General features: G+C 71.2%; 17 protein-coding genes and 1 pseudogene. 5 read left to right on the top strand and 13 right to left on the bottom strand.

All coding sequences use genetic code 11. The features are described 5' to 3' along the window. Positions 1–183: 183 nt before the first annotated feature. Positions 184–621, top strand: a complete 438-nt coding sequence (locus RM780_RS25310; protein ID WP_311633217.1) for a hypothetical protein — start codon at positions 184–186, stop codon at positions 619–621. Positions 622–662: 41 nt separating this feature from the next. On the opposite strand, the gene RM780_RS25315 is transcribed toward RM780_RS25310, so the two are convergent. Further along, positions 663–1040, bottom strand: coding sequence for a toxin Doc (locus tag RM780_RS25315; RefSeq protein WP_311633218.1), 378 nt, complete (start codon positions 1038–1040; stop codon positions 663–665). A gap of 3 nt (positions 1041–1043) precedes the next feature. Next, the gene (locus tag RM780_RS25320; RefSeq protein WP_311633219.1) at positions 1044–1292 is read right to left on the bottom strand and encodes a hypothetical protein; all 249 of its coding nucleotides are present in this window, start codon (positions 1290–1292) and stop codon (positions 1044–1046) included. A gap of 477 nt (positions 1293–1769) precedes the next feature. On the opposite strand from RM780_RS25320, the gene RM780_RS25325 reads away from it, so the two are divergent. Then, positions 1770–3125, top strand: coding sequence for a hypothetical protein (locus RM780_RS25325; protein WP_311633220.1), 1356 nt, complete (start codon positions 1770–1772; stop codon positions 3123–3125). A gap of 44 nt (positions 3126–3169) precedes the next feature. Here the strand turns inward: RM780_RS25325 and RM780_RS25330 are convergent, their stop codons facing one another. From RM780_RS25330 to RM780_RS25340, 3 genes are all read right to left on the bottom strand, one after another. Further along, entirely contained in the window at positions 3170–3478 is a 309-nt protein-coding gene (locus RM780_RS25330) for a hypothetical protein (protein ID WP_311633221.1), read from the bottom strand. Continuing rightward, a complete protein-coding gene (locus RM780_RS25335) occupies positions 3471–3776 on the bottom strand; it encodes a hypothetical protein (protein ID WP_311633222.1) in 306 nt (101 codons plus the stop codon). The genes RM780_RS25330 and RM780_RS25335 overlap by 8 nt, the downstream gene beginning before the upstream one ends. A gap of 103 nt (positions 3777–3879) precedes the next feature. Next, entirely contained in the window at positions 3880–4809 is a 930-nt protein-coding gene (locus RM780_RS25340) for a hypothetical protein (protein WP_311633223.1), read from the bottom strand. A gap of 274 nt (positions 4810–5083) precedes the next feature. Here RM780_RS25340 and RM780_RS25345 point away from each other — a divergent pair, with 274 nt between their 5' ends. Beyond that, positions 5084–6013, top strand: coding sequence for a hypothetical protein (locus RM780_RS25345; RefSeq protein WP_311633224.1), 930 nt, complete (start codon positions 5084–5086; stop codon positions 6011–6013). A gap of 72 nt (positions 6014–6085) precedes the next feature. Here the strand turns inward: RM780_RS25345 and RM780_RS25350 are convergent, their stop codons facing one another. From RM780_RS25350 to tap, 3 genes and pseudogenes are all read right to left on the bottom strand, one after another. Beyond that, positions 6086–6427: a hypothetical protein gene (locus RM780_RS25350; RefSeq protein WP_311633225.1), complete on the bottom strand. Its 342-nt coding sequence runs from the start codon at positions 6425–6427 to the stop codon at positions 6086–6088. A gap of 114 nt (positions 6428–6541) precedes the next feature. After that, positions 6542–7099, bottom strand: a complete 558-nt coding sequence (tpg, locus tag RM780_RS27930; RefSeq protein WP_394813079.1) for a telomere-protecting terminal protein Tpg — start codon at positions 7097–7099, stop codon at positions 6542–6544. Between the two features lie 30 nt (positions 7100–7129). Beyond that, a pseudogene (gene tap / locus RM780_RS25355) lies at positions 7130–8434 on the bottom strand (telomere-associated protein Tap); the annotation flags it as partial. Positions 8435–8516: 82 nt separating this feature from the next. Here tap and RM780_RS25360 point away from each other — a divergent pair. Then, a complete protein-coding gene (locus RM780_RS25360; protein WP_311633226.1) occupies positions 8517–8921 on the top strand; it encodes a hypothetical protein in 405 nt (134 codons plus the stop codon). Between the two features lie 721 nt (positions 8922–9642). Here RM780_RS25360 and RM780_RS25365 read toward each other — a convergent pair. The 4 genes from RM780_RS25365 to RM780_RS25380 form a co-directional block, all read right to left on the bottom strand. Then, entirely contained in the window at positions 9643–10857 is a 1215-nt protein-coding gene (locus RM780_RS25365) for a hypothetical protein (RefSeq protein ID WP_311633227.1), read from the bottom strand. An 841-nt stretch (positions 10858–11698) separates the two neighbouring features. Then, the gene (locus RM780_RS25370; protein ID WP_311633228.1) at positions 11699–12079 is read right to left on the bottom strand and encodes a toxin Doc; all 381 of its coding nucleotides are present in this window, start codon (positions 12077–12079) and stop codon (positions 11699–11701) included. Continuing rightward, a complete protein-coding gene (locus RM780_RS25375; protein WP_311633229.1) occupies positions 12079–12318 on the bottom strand; it encodes a hypothetical protein in 240 nt (79 codons plus the stop codon). Before RM780_RS25375 ends, RM780_RS25370 begins: the two co-directional genes overlap by 1 nt. A gap of 40 nt (positions 12319–12358) precedes the next feature. Further along, positions 12359–12664, bottom strand: a complete 306-nt coding sequence (locus tag RM780_RS25380) for a hypothetical protein (RefSeq protein WP_311633230.1) — start codon at positions 12662–12664, stop codon at positions 12359–12361. A gap of 203 nt (positions 12665–12867) precedes the next feature. Here RM780_RS25380 and RM780_RS25385 point away from each other — a divergent pair, with 203 nt between their 5' ends. Next, on the top strand, positions 12868–13728 hold the full coding sequence (locus RM780_RS25385) for a hypothetical protein (protein WP_311633231.1): 861 nt from the start codon (positions 12868–12870) through the stop codon (positions 13726–13728). A gap of 78 nt (positions 13729–13806) precedes the next feature. On the opposite strand, the gene tpg (RM780_RS25390) is transcribed toward RM780_RS25385, so the two are convergent. Continuing rightward, positions 13807–14361 carry a telomere-protecting terminal protein Tpg gene (gene tpg, locus RM780_RS25390; protein ID WP_311633232.1) on the bottom strand — a complete coding sequence of 185 codons (555 nt, stop codon included), beginning with the start codon at positions 14359–14361 and terminating at the stop codon, positions 13807–13809.

Below are 14361 nucleotides of genomic sequence, written 5' to 3' on the forward strand. Positions count from 1 at the left end.
AACGCCTCGCCAACCGCTGGGAACGCCGACTCGACCTGCACAACGCCCTCGTCTCCCTCGCCAGCGGCCTCATCTGCTGGCGACGCCTGAAACACCACACACCATGATCGTGTTACGAGCTCTAAGGGCGCGGCCCAGTCGGCCGAGGCTCAGGTGGAGGCCGCCCGGGAGCAGGTGGCCTTGATGCTGAGGCAGATCGAGGGGGAGGAGGCGGACCGCAAGGACGCTCGTGGGCCGCAGTTCGTCATCGAGTCGGGGTACACCGACACGTCGGACTCCAATGTTCCGCGTGGGGTTCTCGTTCTGCGGCAGACCGGCGGTCCGGCGCTCGGCAGCGTCACGGTAAGCGCGTCCGGCGAGGGCGTGGACGGGATGCGCGGCGAGCCCTACGAGGCCCCTTTCTCGGGCTACGGCCGCGCGGAGAGTGTCGACCTCGGCCCCATGGCCGCCGGCGGCACCGCCACCGCCTACGTCGACCTGGACTATCACACGGTGGAGACAACGGTTCTTCTCCACCTCCGGTGCCGGTCGCTCGACGGTGCGGACAGCTGGGAACGATCCGCAGCGCGGCAGATCGAGCGTCGGCCCGATCCTCCTCCTTCCTGGCGCACTCGCCGGTGACGGCCCCTCGTCGGCGTCCGCGGGGCTCGGCGGCAAGGAGGTCAGATGCGCCAGGTGCGGATGCGGTCGGCAGCGGTGTAGATGTCGGCGCGGCCGTCCAGGATCTCGCGGGCGAGGTCGACCAGGGCGCCGTAGGGCGGGTCGATGCCCTCGCCGGAGATGTGCATGTACGCCACCGCGGCCGAGCAGGCGAACCGCACGCTGCTGGCCGGCAAGGGCTTGAGGAGGGCAAGGGTGTGCAGGAGGGCGGCGGCGCGCCAGGCGGGGTCGGAGTCGGTGCCCAGGCGGGGTGGGTCGACGCGGTGGCGGGCGACGGCGGCGACTAACGCGGAGAAGTCCGCGACGGTGGGCTGCTTGGGCAGGACCTCTTCGTGGCGCTGGAGCAGCCAGGGAACGTCGATGTAGATCACGGGCGGCATGGGTCAGGCGGCCTGCGTCCCGGTGCCGGGGAGCTGCTGCTCGTCGTCGGGGAACGCGGCGGCGAACTCCTCGGCGTGCCGCTCGAAGAAGGTGCGGAAGACCTGGGCGCCTTCCTTCAGCGCGCGGTGGCGCTCGATATCGGCGGTGGTGGCCTCGCGCACCAGGGCCTTGAGAGTCACCCCGCGCTCGGTGGCGATCGCGCGGAGCGCCTCGAGCTCCGCCTCGCTGAATTCCACGTTCAGGGCTGGCATACCCACAACGGTAGCGTCCCGGTACCCCACCGACAATCCCCCCAGGTCAGTGGACTAGGAGCTGGGTACCTGCCCTGGGTGTAGGGCCGCGCCGGGCGGAGCGGGGGGGTTCCGGGGCCGGGGCAGGGGAACCGGCCAGCCCCACCCTGGCCGGGCGCCAGGCGCCCGCACAACGCCTTGGGAAAGTCCCTGCGGCCGGACCCGCCGGGCCGGTGGAATACAGGGCCATGAGCCGAACCCGCTTACCGCGCCTGTCCCTTCCCGCCCGCCGTGCCCGCGCCGCGGGCGCCGCCCGCGCCCGCCGCCAAGCCGGTGAACCTGCCCGACGACCTGGCTGCCGGATCTTGGCGCCGCGCGGGCGCCCACAGCGCCCCGGCATCCGTGGCGGGCATATGCGACCTCAACTGTTGCTCAAACGGCCGGCTGTTCCCATGCCTCACTTCTATGGTCCAAGCAGTTTCGAGCCAGGGAGTGTGTATGAACGCGGGCGAGCTCGCAGCCAGTGCTGTGAACCTGCTGCTGACCAGCGCGAGCACGGGCGTCGGTACGGGAGTCGCCGAGCTGGTACGGGCCCGGCTGGTCGCCACCTCGCAAGGCCAGCAGGTCTTGGACGGGGTCGCGCAGCAGACGCCGGGATCGGTGACGGCGATGCGGGAGCTGATCACCCAGGTGATCAACTCGGACCCGGACTTCGCAGCCCGGCTGCAGCAGGCGGTGGCTGCCGCCCCCAGGGATCAGAACGCTGGCAGAGACACCAACTACATCAACGTCAGCGGCACCATGCGCCGCAGCCAGATCACCGTTGGCCCGGTCACCGTGAACAACACCCGCGGCACCCGGATCGCGCTGGCGGTCGCCGCGGCAAGCGCCGTGGTGGTGCTGACGCTCGGCGGGTACGGCGCCATCCAGCTGATTGACGGCGACGGAACCGCCCCGCCGGCAGACTCCACCGACCCTGGAGGAGCCGCGGGCGTCCAGGGGAACCCGCAGGAACCGACGGAGACCGGAGCGGGCGCCCCGGCAGGCGCACCTGGGGCGTTCCCGATGCCGGAGGGCGCCTGGCTCGTTACGGTGGCCTACAACGTCGAGGACGAGTACACGCGGGATTACGGGTTCGTCAGCTACGTACCGGAAACCGGCGAGGCGATCACCAGCCCCCTGGTCATGCACGATGAGGGAATGGACTGGGAACCGGAGCCGCTGGGGGTCTCCGCGGACCTCCAAACAGTGCTGCGCAGCGTTGAGCTGAATGACGAGGAAAGGGCCTCGGGCGCCATCCCCCTCTACAGTCTCGCTGACGGCTCGGAGCAGGCCGTGGATCTGCGGGGGATCATCAACAACGCTCAGATCCAACCCCTCCAAGTCATCTTCGACGGCACCGACCCGGACATCCTTCACGTCGGCTGCGCCGACGGGTCCGTCTGGAGGGTGAACATCACGGCGGAGACCGCCAGCCGGTCCGCTGAGACCATCACCAGCGCCGAACTCGGCCGGCTGAACTCCTGGTCCTTCGCCGAAGACGGCAGCGGCAGAATCGTCGGCTCTGAAGACCCTGACGACGAGTCCGACCTGCCTGGAGCGGACCAGCTGGACTACAGGGAGACGGGACAGCTCCCAGACCTGCCCGGCGCAGGAGCAGAAGTGCAGACAGACGACGGCACGGTGTGGGCATTCGGCGTCGACACCTCCAGTTCCGCCACCATGCTGCGGGGCTACCGGCTCCCGGCCGGCGCCGACACCTGGGAGCTCACCGAACTGTCCTCACCCATTTCCCTTGAGCAGGGCGGGGAAAGCAGCAGAGTCCGGTTCGCCCGCCCCGCCCTCGCGCCATAACGCGGTACGCCCGCACCGGCGAGCCCGCCGGGCGGCCAGGGTGGTCAGTAGGGCTGGACGCGGGTGAGGACGCAGTGCGGAGGGTCCGCGTGCGCGACGACGACGTACTCCGCCACGCCCAGCGCACCGTCCGGCCCGAGCGCCAGGCGGCGCTGCTCGGGCCACTTCGCCGAGGCGCTGTGGCCGGGGACGTCGCCGCGGTGGGTGTTGATGGCGACAGTGGCGGCCAGGACGGCGGAGAACAACTGCGGGTCAGTCGCCGGGTCCAGGAGGAAGCTCTCGGCTTCGGGCGCGAGGTAGCAGGGCCAGCCCTCGCCCGGGTCGACGTCGGGGCCGTCTAACGGGTCACTCAACGGGCAGCCCGCGTGCCTGGCGGCGGGCGAGCACGGAGGCGACGCTGGCCAGGGGCAGGGTGCCGTCCAGCGCGGCCGCCGTGACCCGGTCGGCCTCCGGGTCGGTGTCCAGCATCGCCTCGCACCACCAGCTGCGCAGCACCGCCTCGGCCTTCTCCAGGGGGGCGGTGCCCAGCTCGCGGTAGAACTCCATCCTGCGCGCCGGCGACAGGGCGGCCGCGATGCCGTCGGCGGTGCGCGGCACCCGCTCCCTGGGGTCGCCGTGCGGCTCGCCCTGACGGGCTGGCGATGCGCTCATACCCCTCATTCTCCCGTCTGCGGCGTACCGGTGTCGAGACAGGCCATCGGGTTCGCCTGCTGCCCCGGGCCTGGGGTGTTCCCCGGGACAGCAGGCGGCCGCGCTACAGGTTGGCGTCCCAGGGTGACGGGCGGGCCATTGGGGCGGATGGGGGTGGTGGGGGTGCGCACGCTCGGGAGCAGAACTGCGGCGGCAGGTGGAGGACGGCTGCCGTCGGCGGCAGGTCGGCCCCGCACCCCTCGCATGCTCCGGCGGCCTGGCGGATGCGGCGTGCTGCGCGTTCGGCGACGCGCAGGAGCCGTAGTTCCTCGCGGGCCATCGCGTGCCGGACGGCGAGGGCCCGGTCGGGGTCCCAGAACTCCTCGTCGAGGACTTGAGGATCCTCGAAGCAGGCGTGGAGGAAGGCGGTGCTCACCTCGCGGAAGGCCCCGCGGGGCACGGCCGCCTGGACCAGGAGGTCGGCCTCGTGGCTGCCTTCACCACGCTCCGGTGTCTGGCCGGCCTCCTCGTACAGGGCGTACCCCCAGGTCTGGGCCATCGCCACCAGGTCCTCGCTCCGGCAGGCGGCCAGATGGGAGGAGCAGTACACGATCGCCCAGTTCACCATCTGGCTGCCGCATCGCGGCGTCCGGCACAGCTCGTTGGCCATGTCCTGGCTGAGGACCAGCTGGAAGCGGCGCGCGCCGCAGGCGACGACGGCCGCGTGCCCGGAGCGGACGGACTCCAGCACGAGGCGGGCCTGTGGCCCTTCCTCGGAGAGGGCGCCGGCCAGCGCCAGTACCGTGCCGAAGGGGACGGGCTCCCCTAGCAGCTGGGAGGCGAAGACGTCGGGGGCGAACGCGTCGCCATCCGGGCCGCCAGCGGGCCAGGGGGGCGAGGTGCGGGGGAAGGTGGCGCATTCGGCCAGCAGCTCCGCGAGCCGGAAGCCCCGCCCGGTCCGCTCGCGCGTCTCCCGGGCCAGCCGGGTGTAGCGCTGCCCGGTGTCCCGCTGCGCCTGGCGCAGCTCCGCCTTACGCTTCTTGTCCTGGCCCACGGCGATTCCTCCCGCGGCATGCCCACGCCCATGCCGCAGCAGGGATTGATACTCAGTCAGGGGGCGCGCGAGTCGGTGACCCTTGTCCGCGTGCCTGGTGGCGTGGGTGCTCATCCGGGCCGGGAGTCTGGCAGGCGCGTGCTGCCGCAAGACGGCACCCTAGCGCATCCCCGCAGTCGGCCAGGCACGGCGGCAGTCAGCCGGGGTGCTGGCGGCGGGCGCGAGGGGGCACAAGTCCCCGCAGGTGGTCGGCAGTCGGGGCTAGGCTCTGCGCATGTCCGAGGACGAGCGCCCCGATGCTGTGGAACAGCTCACCACTGCGCTGCGTGACTTTGTGGGAGCTGAGGGAGTCCTTGCCCGCGCACAGCGGACCCGGGAGCGGGCGGAGGCGGTGGTGATCGAGCGGGTGGCCCAGTTGCGTGAGGCGGCGGAGGCTGTCCATGACCCCGTTCTCATCGCCGCCGTGCGGCATATCTACTGGCAGCAACGCGGCATCGGTTCGCGTGCTTTGGCGGATGCCGCTGGTCTCACGGTGAACGAGATGCTGCAGGCGATCGGGCCCTGCCCGTCCGGCGTTCTGTGTGCTGCCTGCGGGCAGGACATCCCTCGTACCAGCCGCTCGTGGACTTCTCCGGGGCGCTATGGCCCGCCGCTGTGCTCGGAGTGCGAGTCGGCCAAGCGGGATCTGCAGACGCGGGGGTATCAAGTTGAGCGGCTACGCGCGAACCTCATCGGCGCGGCGCCCGTCGAGGCAGCGGCCCGGGACTGGTACGCCGCGGCGGCCCTGGTGCTGGAGTACCCGCCGGTCGCCCAGGGAGTCTCCAGTGGAAGCGAACGGGACCGTCAGGAAGGTGTCTGGACGGGCTGGAACAACGCCCGCGCCGTCAAGGGACGCCTTGATGAGCAGGCGCCGGAGGCCGGGGCGCCCTTCGCTGTCGCCGCGGCATCCGCGAAGAAGCTGCTGGACGCGGCCTGGGTGGTGGCCGGCTGGGACTCTGCCCGTACCCGGGATGTCCTGGACCCGATCACCGAGGACTCCGCGCACCTCCTTCTCACTCGTCTCCGGCGGGCCCTCACGGCGGCCGTGGACGTAGCGAAGCAGCGTGCTCAGCAGGTTTTCCAGGACGACCACGTGCCGAGCGAGGACGAGATCAGAGCCCTGTGGGACGCCCCGTTCGTCTGGTGGGTCGGCCCTGGCCATTGACCTGCTGGCGTCATCCGCGAGGGACGCTGCCAGGGAGACCTGCCCCGGGAGAGGCCTCCCTGGTAGAGCACGTCATTCCCCGACATGCTTCATGAGTGCCTCCCAGAGCTCGGCGTCGAGGTCGATGATCTCGCTGAGCAGTCCGCGGACGTCACCGTCACCGCCGCCGATCTGCTCCAGCATGCTGTGCAGGTTCCACATGAGGCGGTGAGGCATGGCCACCAGGCGAGTCGGCCGTGTCACTCCCTGAGCGGTCACGCGCCAACCGAGGTGCAGCGTGGGGTCCTGGTCGTGCGTGATCTCCTCGATCGGTGTCGCGGCGTCACCGCCGGCAGCCCGGGCGTGCGCGACGAACTCCTCCAGCTCGCCCAGAGTCAGGCCCTGGTTCCACAGCAACTCGATGTTGATAGCCATGAGTTCCCTCCCGTAGTCGTCTCACATCCAAGCAGGCGGCGCCGGGATCAGAGTCCGGCCGGTAATGAACAGCCGCCCCGGCCGGTTCTGGTCCACCCTCCAGGTCACCGCCGGTTACCCGAGTTCGACGTCGAGGTAGTCGATGTCGGTCATGGTGACGTCCAGGCCTGCGGCGCGGCGGCCGCGGTCCTGGAAGTAGGCGTAGGCGAGGCCCTCGGCGAGGATCTCGCTCAGCTGGTCCTCGGTCTTCCCTGCCTGGTAGGCGGCCAGCAACGCGCGGGCGGTCCAGGGATCGATCTGCTCGGTGATCCGCCGCATCCTCGCGTCGTCCGTCGACCCCGCGGCGGCGCGGAACCCAAACCGCGCGCGCGTTTCCACCGTGATACCGACCTGCCCGGCCCGGCGGATCGCGCGTTGCCGCACCCGCGGCTGCCAGTCGCGGCGGGCCTCCCCCTCGAGCGCGGCCGCCAGGCGCGGGGTCGGGCGGCGCACCTCCCCCTTCAGGTAGCGCTCGACCTGCCGCTGCGAGCAGCCCAGCCGGGCCGCGGCGCGCTTCGTCGAGCCATTCTCCGCCCGGACGATGATCTCCATCCGCTTCGTCGGGGACGCTGGCAGCGGGCGGGTGCTCGCGGCCTGCAACGCAGCCTCGATGCTGTCACCGATAGCGCCCACGGTTATTCGTCCCCCCCCGAAAGCGTCGTTCTTGATGTGGCGGGCAGGGTTCGCATTCTGCTCCATCAGATGGGCCGCCCACCAGAATTCGCGGGTGCCTTCCAGCTTGACCATTCCCGGGGAGACCCCGAGCCGGAAAACACCGGGTAGCGGCTTTCCGGTGGCCGGGTCGCGGGGCAGGAGACCGAGCGGGGAGGGGCTAGGACTGGGGTAGACGACGCAGTCGGAGAGGACCGCGAGGGGGTAGATTCCGGCGTCGGCCATTTTCCGCATCTTGCGGTGCATGTTGACCCGGGCGGAGCTGATGACGGCGGCACGGATGTCGGGGCGCCACGTCGGGCGCTCCAAAGCGAGCCACCGCTCACCGGGCCGGTGACGCACGCCCTGCGGGCGTTCGCGGAGCTTCCCGATGCCGCCCTTGACGGTGGCCTTGATCGCGGAGAGCACCGCCGCCATCGCCGGGTCGGCGGCCTTGTGGCCGGCCATCGCCTCGAGGAACGCCTCGTCGTCGAGGTCGGTGGTGACGCCCAGGCCGGCCATCGTCTGCATGTAGGCGTCCCGCAGGCGGGTGTACCAGGGGTCCAGGTACGGCCCGGCCTCGGGGCGGATCCACGCCTCCAGCGGGCGGACCTCGTAGCCGAGCTCGGCGGCGTAGGCCACGGTCGGGGTCGCGTACCAGGCCGGACCCGACGGGCGGCCGCCGTGCGGCGTGAAGGGCGACGGGAGGCGCGGGTCCAGCTCGATGCCGGAGAGGTCGACGTACCAGGCGCCGGGCAGGCGCTTGTCGAAACGGGGGCCGTCGGTGTGCAGCGGCTCGCCCAGGCCGACCGTGAGGCGGTTGGCGGCCGCGGCGAACGCCATGTTGACGTCCAGCCCCACCGCCCACGGCAGCGCGCACTCCTCATCGGTCAGCAGCTCCGGCGAGCGGACCCACTCGTAGGCCTCCTCATCCAGGACCTGGTCCTCGGGCCGCCCGACGGCGACGGGGTGCTCATCGGGGGCCTCGGGCGGCGCCGGGTCCACCGGCTGCGTCAGCGAGCCGGGGACGGGGCCGGAGGTCCAGCCGCCGGCCCCGTCCCGCACCGCCTGCGTCGGGGGCCGCAGCGCCGTCATCAGCTCCAGCCCGCACACGGCCGTGGACCCGCGAGGGGTCAGTACGCGGGCGGCGTAAGCGCCGAGTACCCGGGCGAGTTCGGGCGCGGGAAGCTCCTCCGCGCCGGGCCAGGCACGGGCGTCCAGGGCGTCCCAGGGGAGGACGGCGAGCTGCACGCACTGCCGCCGCCCCCCGGCCTCGAGGGGACGATAGACACGCGCCCAGGGGCCGAACCCGCGGCGGCGGCGGCGTGCCGTGCCGCGGCAGGCTGGGCGCTCCGGTACTCCGGGAGGGGTCCCCGTATCGGATCGCTACCGTCGTGGCATGACCGAGACAGGAAAGCCGGGAGACCAGCGGAAGCGGCCGTCCCGGCCATGGCACAACCGCGTCCCTCCCCAGGCTCCGCCACGCAGCCCGATGCCGTCGCCGGAGGGAACGACCTACGGCCAGGCACTCCTGGCCACGGCAGCGTGGAGCGCCGTGTGCGTGGCCTTCCTGGCGGGCGCGCTGGCGGGTTCCCCGCCGTCGGAGGAAGAGGCCAGCAACCTGGTCGCCAACCTGATCGTCGTCCTCGGCGGCAGCACCTTCCTCGGCGCCTTATTCACCTGGCGGATCACCCGGAAGCGACGCCGACCGTTCTGGCACGTGCTGCTGATCGCGCTGCCGATGTTCGCCATTGCCTACTTTCTGGCCGACGCCTTCTACTTCGCGTCTCAACGGAGCCCGTGACGGTTGACGCCCCGTCCGGCCCCAGCCGCCTCCTCCGGGTCCCAGGGGCGCGCAGCACGCCCTCATGCCCTCCTCCGTGCCGCGGCACGGCGCGGGGTGCTGACGGTCTCGGTGGTCACCATCATCCACATCGACTAGCACCGCGGGCCCAGCGGTCAACCTCCGCATGCTCGCCAGCCGACCCTTGCGGCTGTGGCCGTACGACCCCCGAGGTCCAGCCCGGCCGCGACATCCTGGAGTTGACCGCGGGCGCCATCCGCGCGCTCATGCCCCCGGCCAGCCCGCGCCTCGGAACGGCCGGACGGCCCGCCGCGTCCAGGTGACGGCGGATACGGCCAGCCATTAGGCGTACCAGTGGCGTTCCTGGCTGTGTACACGCAGCCGCGGGCGTTGGGGACCTGGCGCGCTCCAGGGGCGCCCGGGCGGGGGCTGGTGGCGGACGTCCCCGCCACCAGCCCCGCTCCCGCCAGGAGCGGCGGAAGGCCCCGCCCGTGCGACGATCCTCCCCCGCCTCCGGGCGGACCGGAGTACGGGAGGGCCGTCCCGGCCCTTCCACATGGCTGGGCCGGGACGGTGCCGCCGGGGCTGGACTATCAACCGCCTGGGCCTGCCCGGCTTCTCCTGAGTCATGCTGGTCCGCGGGGGACGTGCCGAAGGCCCATCTCCGACGTCCGGCGTTGGCCTTGGGCTGCCGGAGGGTGCCCGCTGCCGGGGGGAGGGTTCAGTCCGGGCTGGGAGGGTCGAGCGGCTGGCAGCCGAGGCGTTGGGCCTCGGCGGCGACGTAGTCGCGCAGGAGGGCGGTGTTGTCGGTCTCGGAGTCGTTGCCGCCGTGATACTGCACGAGAAAGGCCACGTCCTCGTCGTACAGGCCGGTTTCTTCGTGGCATCGGGCGAAGTAGGACGACCGGTGACGACCGATGGTCCCGGAACCGGTGTCGGTGGAGAAGCGTTCGTTATTCTCCCGCCGGTCGTAGTAACCTCCCCAGTTCGGCTCGCCCCCCAGCAGCGTGACGAGGCCGGGGTGGTCGACCGTCGTCAGCCGCAGCTGGAACTCGGACGAACCTCCGTAGAGTTCGCAGACCCGCACCGGGTCGTCGCCGGAGAATTCCGGCAGCCGCTGGCCCCAGACATCTTCGATGAGCGACGCGGGTGCCGTCAGGCCGGGAATGCCGCAGAGGTTCTCCCGCTGGGAGCCCGAGAGCTCCGATACCTCCTGGAGCGCGGGGAGGCTTGCGGTACGGGGCTCGGGCAGCGGGGCGCCAGGACAACCGAGTTCCGCCAACGCGGCGTTGGCCAGCTGGACCACCGTACGGGCCATGAGTTCCCGGGCGCGGACGGCCTCCTGCGGGGTGTCATATCCTTCGACGGGCCGGTCGAAGGTGTCGATGATCTCGACGATGGCCGGGCCGTCGAGATCGCTGCCGTAGCACTCCGTGGGCAGGGCCACCCACGCTTCGCCGGGGGAGGCCATACCGGTCAGGCCCCCTCCCAGCCAGGCCATCTCGGAGTTGAGGAAGCGCTGCTCCCAGGCGGCCGGATTGAAAGCGAAGGGTCCCGTGTCCGGTCCCGGGGCCGTCCCCCTGCCGTGCAGGCGAACTTCCAGCGCGTCGTTATGGTCCCGGATCAGGCATGATCCTTCGGGCGCCACGTGGGTCGGGTAGTCCGTGACGCCCTGTTCCTGAACGTCCGTCCACGCGTTGTCACCCACCAGCCGGGCGACGTCGTTCTGGCTCAATGCCCCCCAGCACTCCCGCTCCTCCCCCGGGAAGATCACGCCCGTCTGCCAGGCGACGCCCCCTGCGCCGGCCAGCACACCGGCCATCGCCGCAGCCAGCAGCGGGGCACGGCGGCGCAGCCAGCGCCCGGCACGCCGCGCGCGAGGCACGGGTTCCGGGGCGGGTTCGGATAAGGCTTCCTCCGTGTCGTTCTCCGCCATGGCGGCGACTCCCCTCACGGGGCCGGGACCCCCTGTCCCGGCCGTCGGCCGAATTCTAGGACCCGGCCGGAAAGCCCCGGGATAGCCGCCGCACGACAACCACACAACCGCCCCATGGCCTTGAACTCCCGGGCCCACGCCCCCGCCCAAGGGCAGGGGAGGTGGCCGGCCGCTTCGCGTGCAGAATCCAGGCGCAACCTCGGGCGCCCGGCCGTACCCGCGCGGATGACTCGCGCCCCCGGTGTGAGGTTCGGGAATGGTGGCACCTGCCAGTCCGGGCTCGTGTCACCGGGAGAACCGGAACGCTGTCACCATGATCGGCCATCCAACAGCGCTCTGATCAGCACAATCCGCCCGCCCACTGCTGACACCTCAAGCCGAACACCGCAGTGACACCCACGCTGAACCTCACAATCAGGCCACCCCTGGCACCGCGAACGGGTGGCGGAGGCACCACCGCGAAGAGAGGGTGCGGTGGTGACGAGAGCATAGTGGCACTACTTGCTCATGCTCCAGGGAAATGACCCGGGATACGGGCGCCATCCCATCTCGGCACTTGGTGAATATATAGTGCGCACGGGGGACATCCCGAAGTTATCCCAGTCGATATCGCGACCTTTATAATCCTGTTCAGGCCAGAGCCCTTCAGGGATAACCGGCTCCGCTTCCTTATGCTCGTCGATTATCCAGGCCACGACGGGAATTACCCATACCGACTGAGGAGAATCTTTCTCTTGGGCTAGACACCACTCTTGCACCCAGCCACTGCTGCTAACAATTCCCAGAGAATCGCTCACTCGTCTCCCCATGGATTGATTTCTCGCGGATTGATCAAAGGTGATCACAGACGCCAGGTGCGGATGCGGTCGGCGGCGGTGTAGACGGTGGCTTTGCGGGCCTGGATGTCGCGCACGAGGTCGACCATCGCGCCGTACGGGGGATCGATGCCCTCACCGGAGAGGTGCATGTAGGCGGCCGTGACCTGGCAGGCGAACAGGCTGTTGCGGTAGGGCAGCGGCTCCAGGCGGACCAGGGTGTGCAGGAGGGCCGCGGCGCGCCAGGCCGGGTCGGGGTCGGTGGTGGCGGGGCGGGGGATGCGGGTCTTGTGGCGGGCCACCGCGGCGACTAAGGCGGAGTAGTCGGCGACGGTGACGTCCTCGGGGACGGCCTGCTCCTGGACGTCCAGGAGCCAGGGGATGTCGATGTAGAGGGTGGGGGCCATCAGGCTGCTTCGGCTCCCTGCTGGTGCCGGGCGGGCGGGGCTTCGTCGGGGAAGGCCTCGTCGAACTCCTCGGCGTGCTGCTCGCCCCAGCCGGCGGCGAAGCGCACGAACTGCAGGCGCTGCTGCTCGCGCAGCGGGAGGTCGTGGACGTACTGCTTGAGGGATTTCCCCTCGGCGGCCGCGGCCGCGCGGACCGCTTCCATCTCGTCGTCGGTGAAGGTGATGTTCAAGGAAGGCACCCCCCAATGGTACCTGACAGGTACCTGAGGGTGGGGTGGCTCAGTCGAGGTCGGCGCTGGCGAGGGTGACCGCGAGCGCGAGGTGCGGGACGGCGGCCAGGCACAGCTCCGCCGCCGTGCTCGGGTCGGACGCGCCGCGCGCCTCCTGCAGCGCCAGCAGGCCGGCCAGCACGGCGGCGTCGACCGCCTCGTCGAGAACCTCGCCCGCGGCCAGCTCGCCCCCGGCCGCCAGCTGGAGCACCAGGGCGGCGGCCTCCTGCGGGTCGTGCCGCCACCGCTCGGCGACGAGGCCGCCGGCGCCCGCCAGGTCCATCGCGGCCGCCTGCTCCACGGTCGGCAGCGGCACGCCGTGCTCCGCGGGCGGGCCGGCCCCTTCCGCGCGGGCTTCGCCGTTCCCGAACGGCTCGGTGGTCGGCACGGGCCGTGGTCAGCCCCGCGCCGAGCTGCTTCGCAGGCCAGGCATATGCGCGGGGAATCCACTCCGCGCGACGGGGACACGGCCTGCTGAAGCAACTACGGTATGACAGTCACTGAAAACAGGGGGTTAGCGTGGACGTTGGTGAACTGGCATCGAGCGCAATCCAAATGCTCATGACCAATGCGAGCACAGGCGCGGGCCAAGCCGTCGCCCAACTCGTCAGCTCCGCCCTGACGGGGACCGCACAAGGGCGCCAGGCCTTCGACGGAACCCTCCAGCAAGACCCCGCCGCGGCAGCCACCGCGCAGGGCCTTCTTCTTCAGGCGCTGCAGAGGGACCCGCAGTTCGCCGCCCGGCTCGAGCACGAGCTGCGTACGCAGTCAGCGGGCAGGGACGCTATCCACGCCAGCATCCAGAACAACAGGATCCGCGGTCACCTCTCCCTGGGGCCACTGACGATCAGCAGCGCTGGCAACGCCCGTCTGGCGGTGGTGGCGTCAGCCATCGTCGCCGTGGCCGTTGTGGCCCTTGCCACCTATGGCGGGCAGCAACTGGTCGTGGAGGTCATCGCACCGCCCGCCGAGACCGCCGCCGGCACACCGCCGCCCGCGCCCGAGGAGACCGGTCCCGCCGAGGAGGTGGCCGAGACGCCCCAGCCCGAGACCATGCCCCCCACACCAGAATCCATCGACGAAGAACCAACCATTCGAGCCGATCCGGACGCGGCAGCCATCGGCGAGACGATCACTGTCACAGGTGCTGGATTCGCCCCGGACGAGCGCGTACGAATCAGCTGCGGCGCCAACGTCTTCGACGCCACGAGGAGCATCCGCGATGCCACGGCGAACGAGGACGGAGCGATCAACGTTCAGGTCATCATTCCTGATTACAGCCCCCTCGACGTAGGAGAGTCCTTCTACATCTTCGCCGACGGACTGACCAGCGATATCGAGACAAACACACTCGTCTACCTCACCGGCGATGGCACCTGAGGACACCGATCTGAGCTGCGCATCTTCGGGATTTTTTTGCGACCTTGGCCGGGCCGGGAGAATCAGGGCGCGGGCCCTCTACAGCCCGATGTCGAGGTAGTCGATGTCCTGCAGCTCGACCTCGAGGCCGTCGGCGCGGGTGCCGTGGCCGCGGAAGTACACGAAGCCGAGGCCGCCGCCGAGGAGGGCGGCCAGGACGTCCTCATCAGCGCCGGCGGCGTGGGCGGCCAGGAGGCTGGCGGTGTCGTCGGGGGTGAGCTGCTCGGTGACGCGGCGCAGGCGGGGATCGTCGGTGGATCCGCCGGGGGCGGTGAAACCGAAGCGCGCCCTCGTCTCCACGGTGATGCCGGCGCGGGCGGCCTGCCGGATCACGCGGGCCCGGACGCCCGGCTGCCAGGAGCGGCGGGCCTCGCGTTCCAGGGCGGCGGCCAGGCGGGGGGTGGGGTTCTTGATCTGTCCGGCGAGGTAGCGCTGGACGGTGCGCGGGGAGATGCCCAGCCGGGCGGCGACGGCGCGGGTGGAGCCGCGCTCGGCGCGCAGCAGGACGCGCATGCGGGCGGCGGCGGTCTTGGGCAGGGGGCGGGTCTGCGCGGCCTGGAGGGCGGCCTCGATGGCGTCTGCGATCGTGCCCAT

The sequence above is a fragment of the Streptomyces boetiae genome (genome assembly GCF_031845405.1).
Classification (GTDB): Bacteria; Actinomycetota; Actinomycetes; order Streptomycetales; family Streptomycetaceae; genus Streptomyces; species Streptomyces boetiae.

Coding starts and splice junctions, on each gene's coding strand:
- RM780_RS25335 (WP_311633222.1), bottom strand. CDS start 3,776: ATGAGCGCATCGCCAGCCCGTCAGGGCGAGCCGCACGGCGACCCCAGG.
- RM780_RS25320 (WP_311633219.1), bottom strand. CDS start 1,292: ATGCCAGCCCTGAACGTGGAATTCAGCGAGGCGGAGCTCGAGGCGCTC.
- RM780_RS25310 (WP_311633217.1), top strand. CDS start 184: ATGCTGAGGCAGATCGAGGGGGAGGAGGCGGACCGCAAGGACGCTCGT.
- RM780_RS25325 (WP_311633220.1), top strand. CDS start 1,770: ATGAACGCGGGCGAGCTCGCAGCCAGTGCTGTGAACCTGCTGCTGACC.
- RM780_RS25370 (WP_311633228.1), bottom strand. CDS start 12,079: ATGGCCCCCACCCTCTACATCGACATCCCCTGGCTCCTGGACGTCCAG.
- RM780_RS25360 (WP_311633226.1), top strand. CDS start 8,517: ATGACCGAGACAGGAAAGCCGGGAGACCAGCGGAAGCGGCCGTCCCGG.
- RM780_RS25350 (WP_311633225.1), bottom strand. CDS start 6,427: ATGGCTATCAACATCGAGTTGCTGTGGAACCAGGGCCTGACTCTGGGC.
- RM780_RS25345 (WP_311633224.1), top strand. CDS start 5,084: ATGTCCGAGGACGAGCGCCCCGATGCTGTGGAACAGCTCACCACTGCG.
- tpg (WP_311633232.1), bottom strand. CDS start 14,361: ATGGGCACGATCGCAGACGCCATCGAGGCCGCCCTCCAGGCCGCGCAG.
- RM780_RS25365 (WP_311633227.1), bottom strand. CDS start 10,857: ATGGCGGAGAACGACACGGAGGAAGCCTTATCCGAACCCGCCCCGGAA.
- RM780_RS25315 (WP_311633218.1), bottom strand. CDS start 1,040: ATGCCGCCCGTGATCTACATCGACGTTCCCTGGCTGCTCCAGCGCCAC.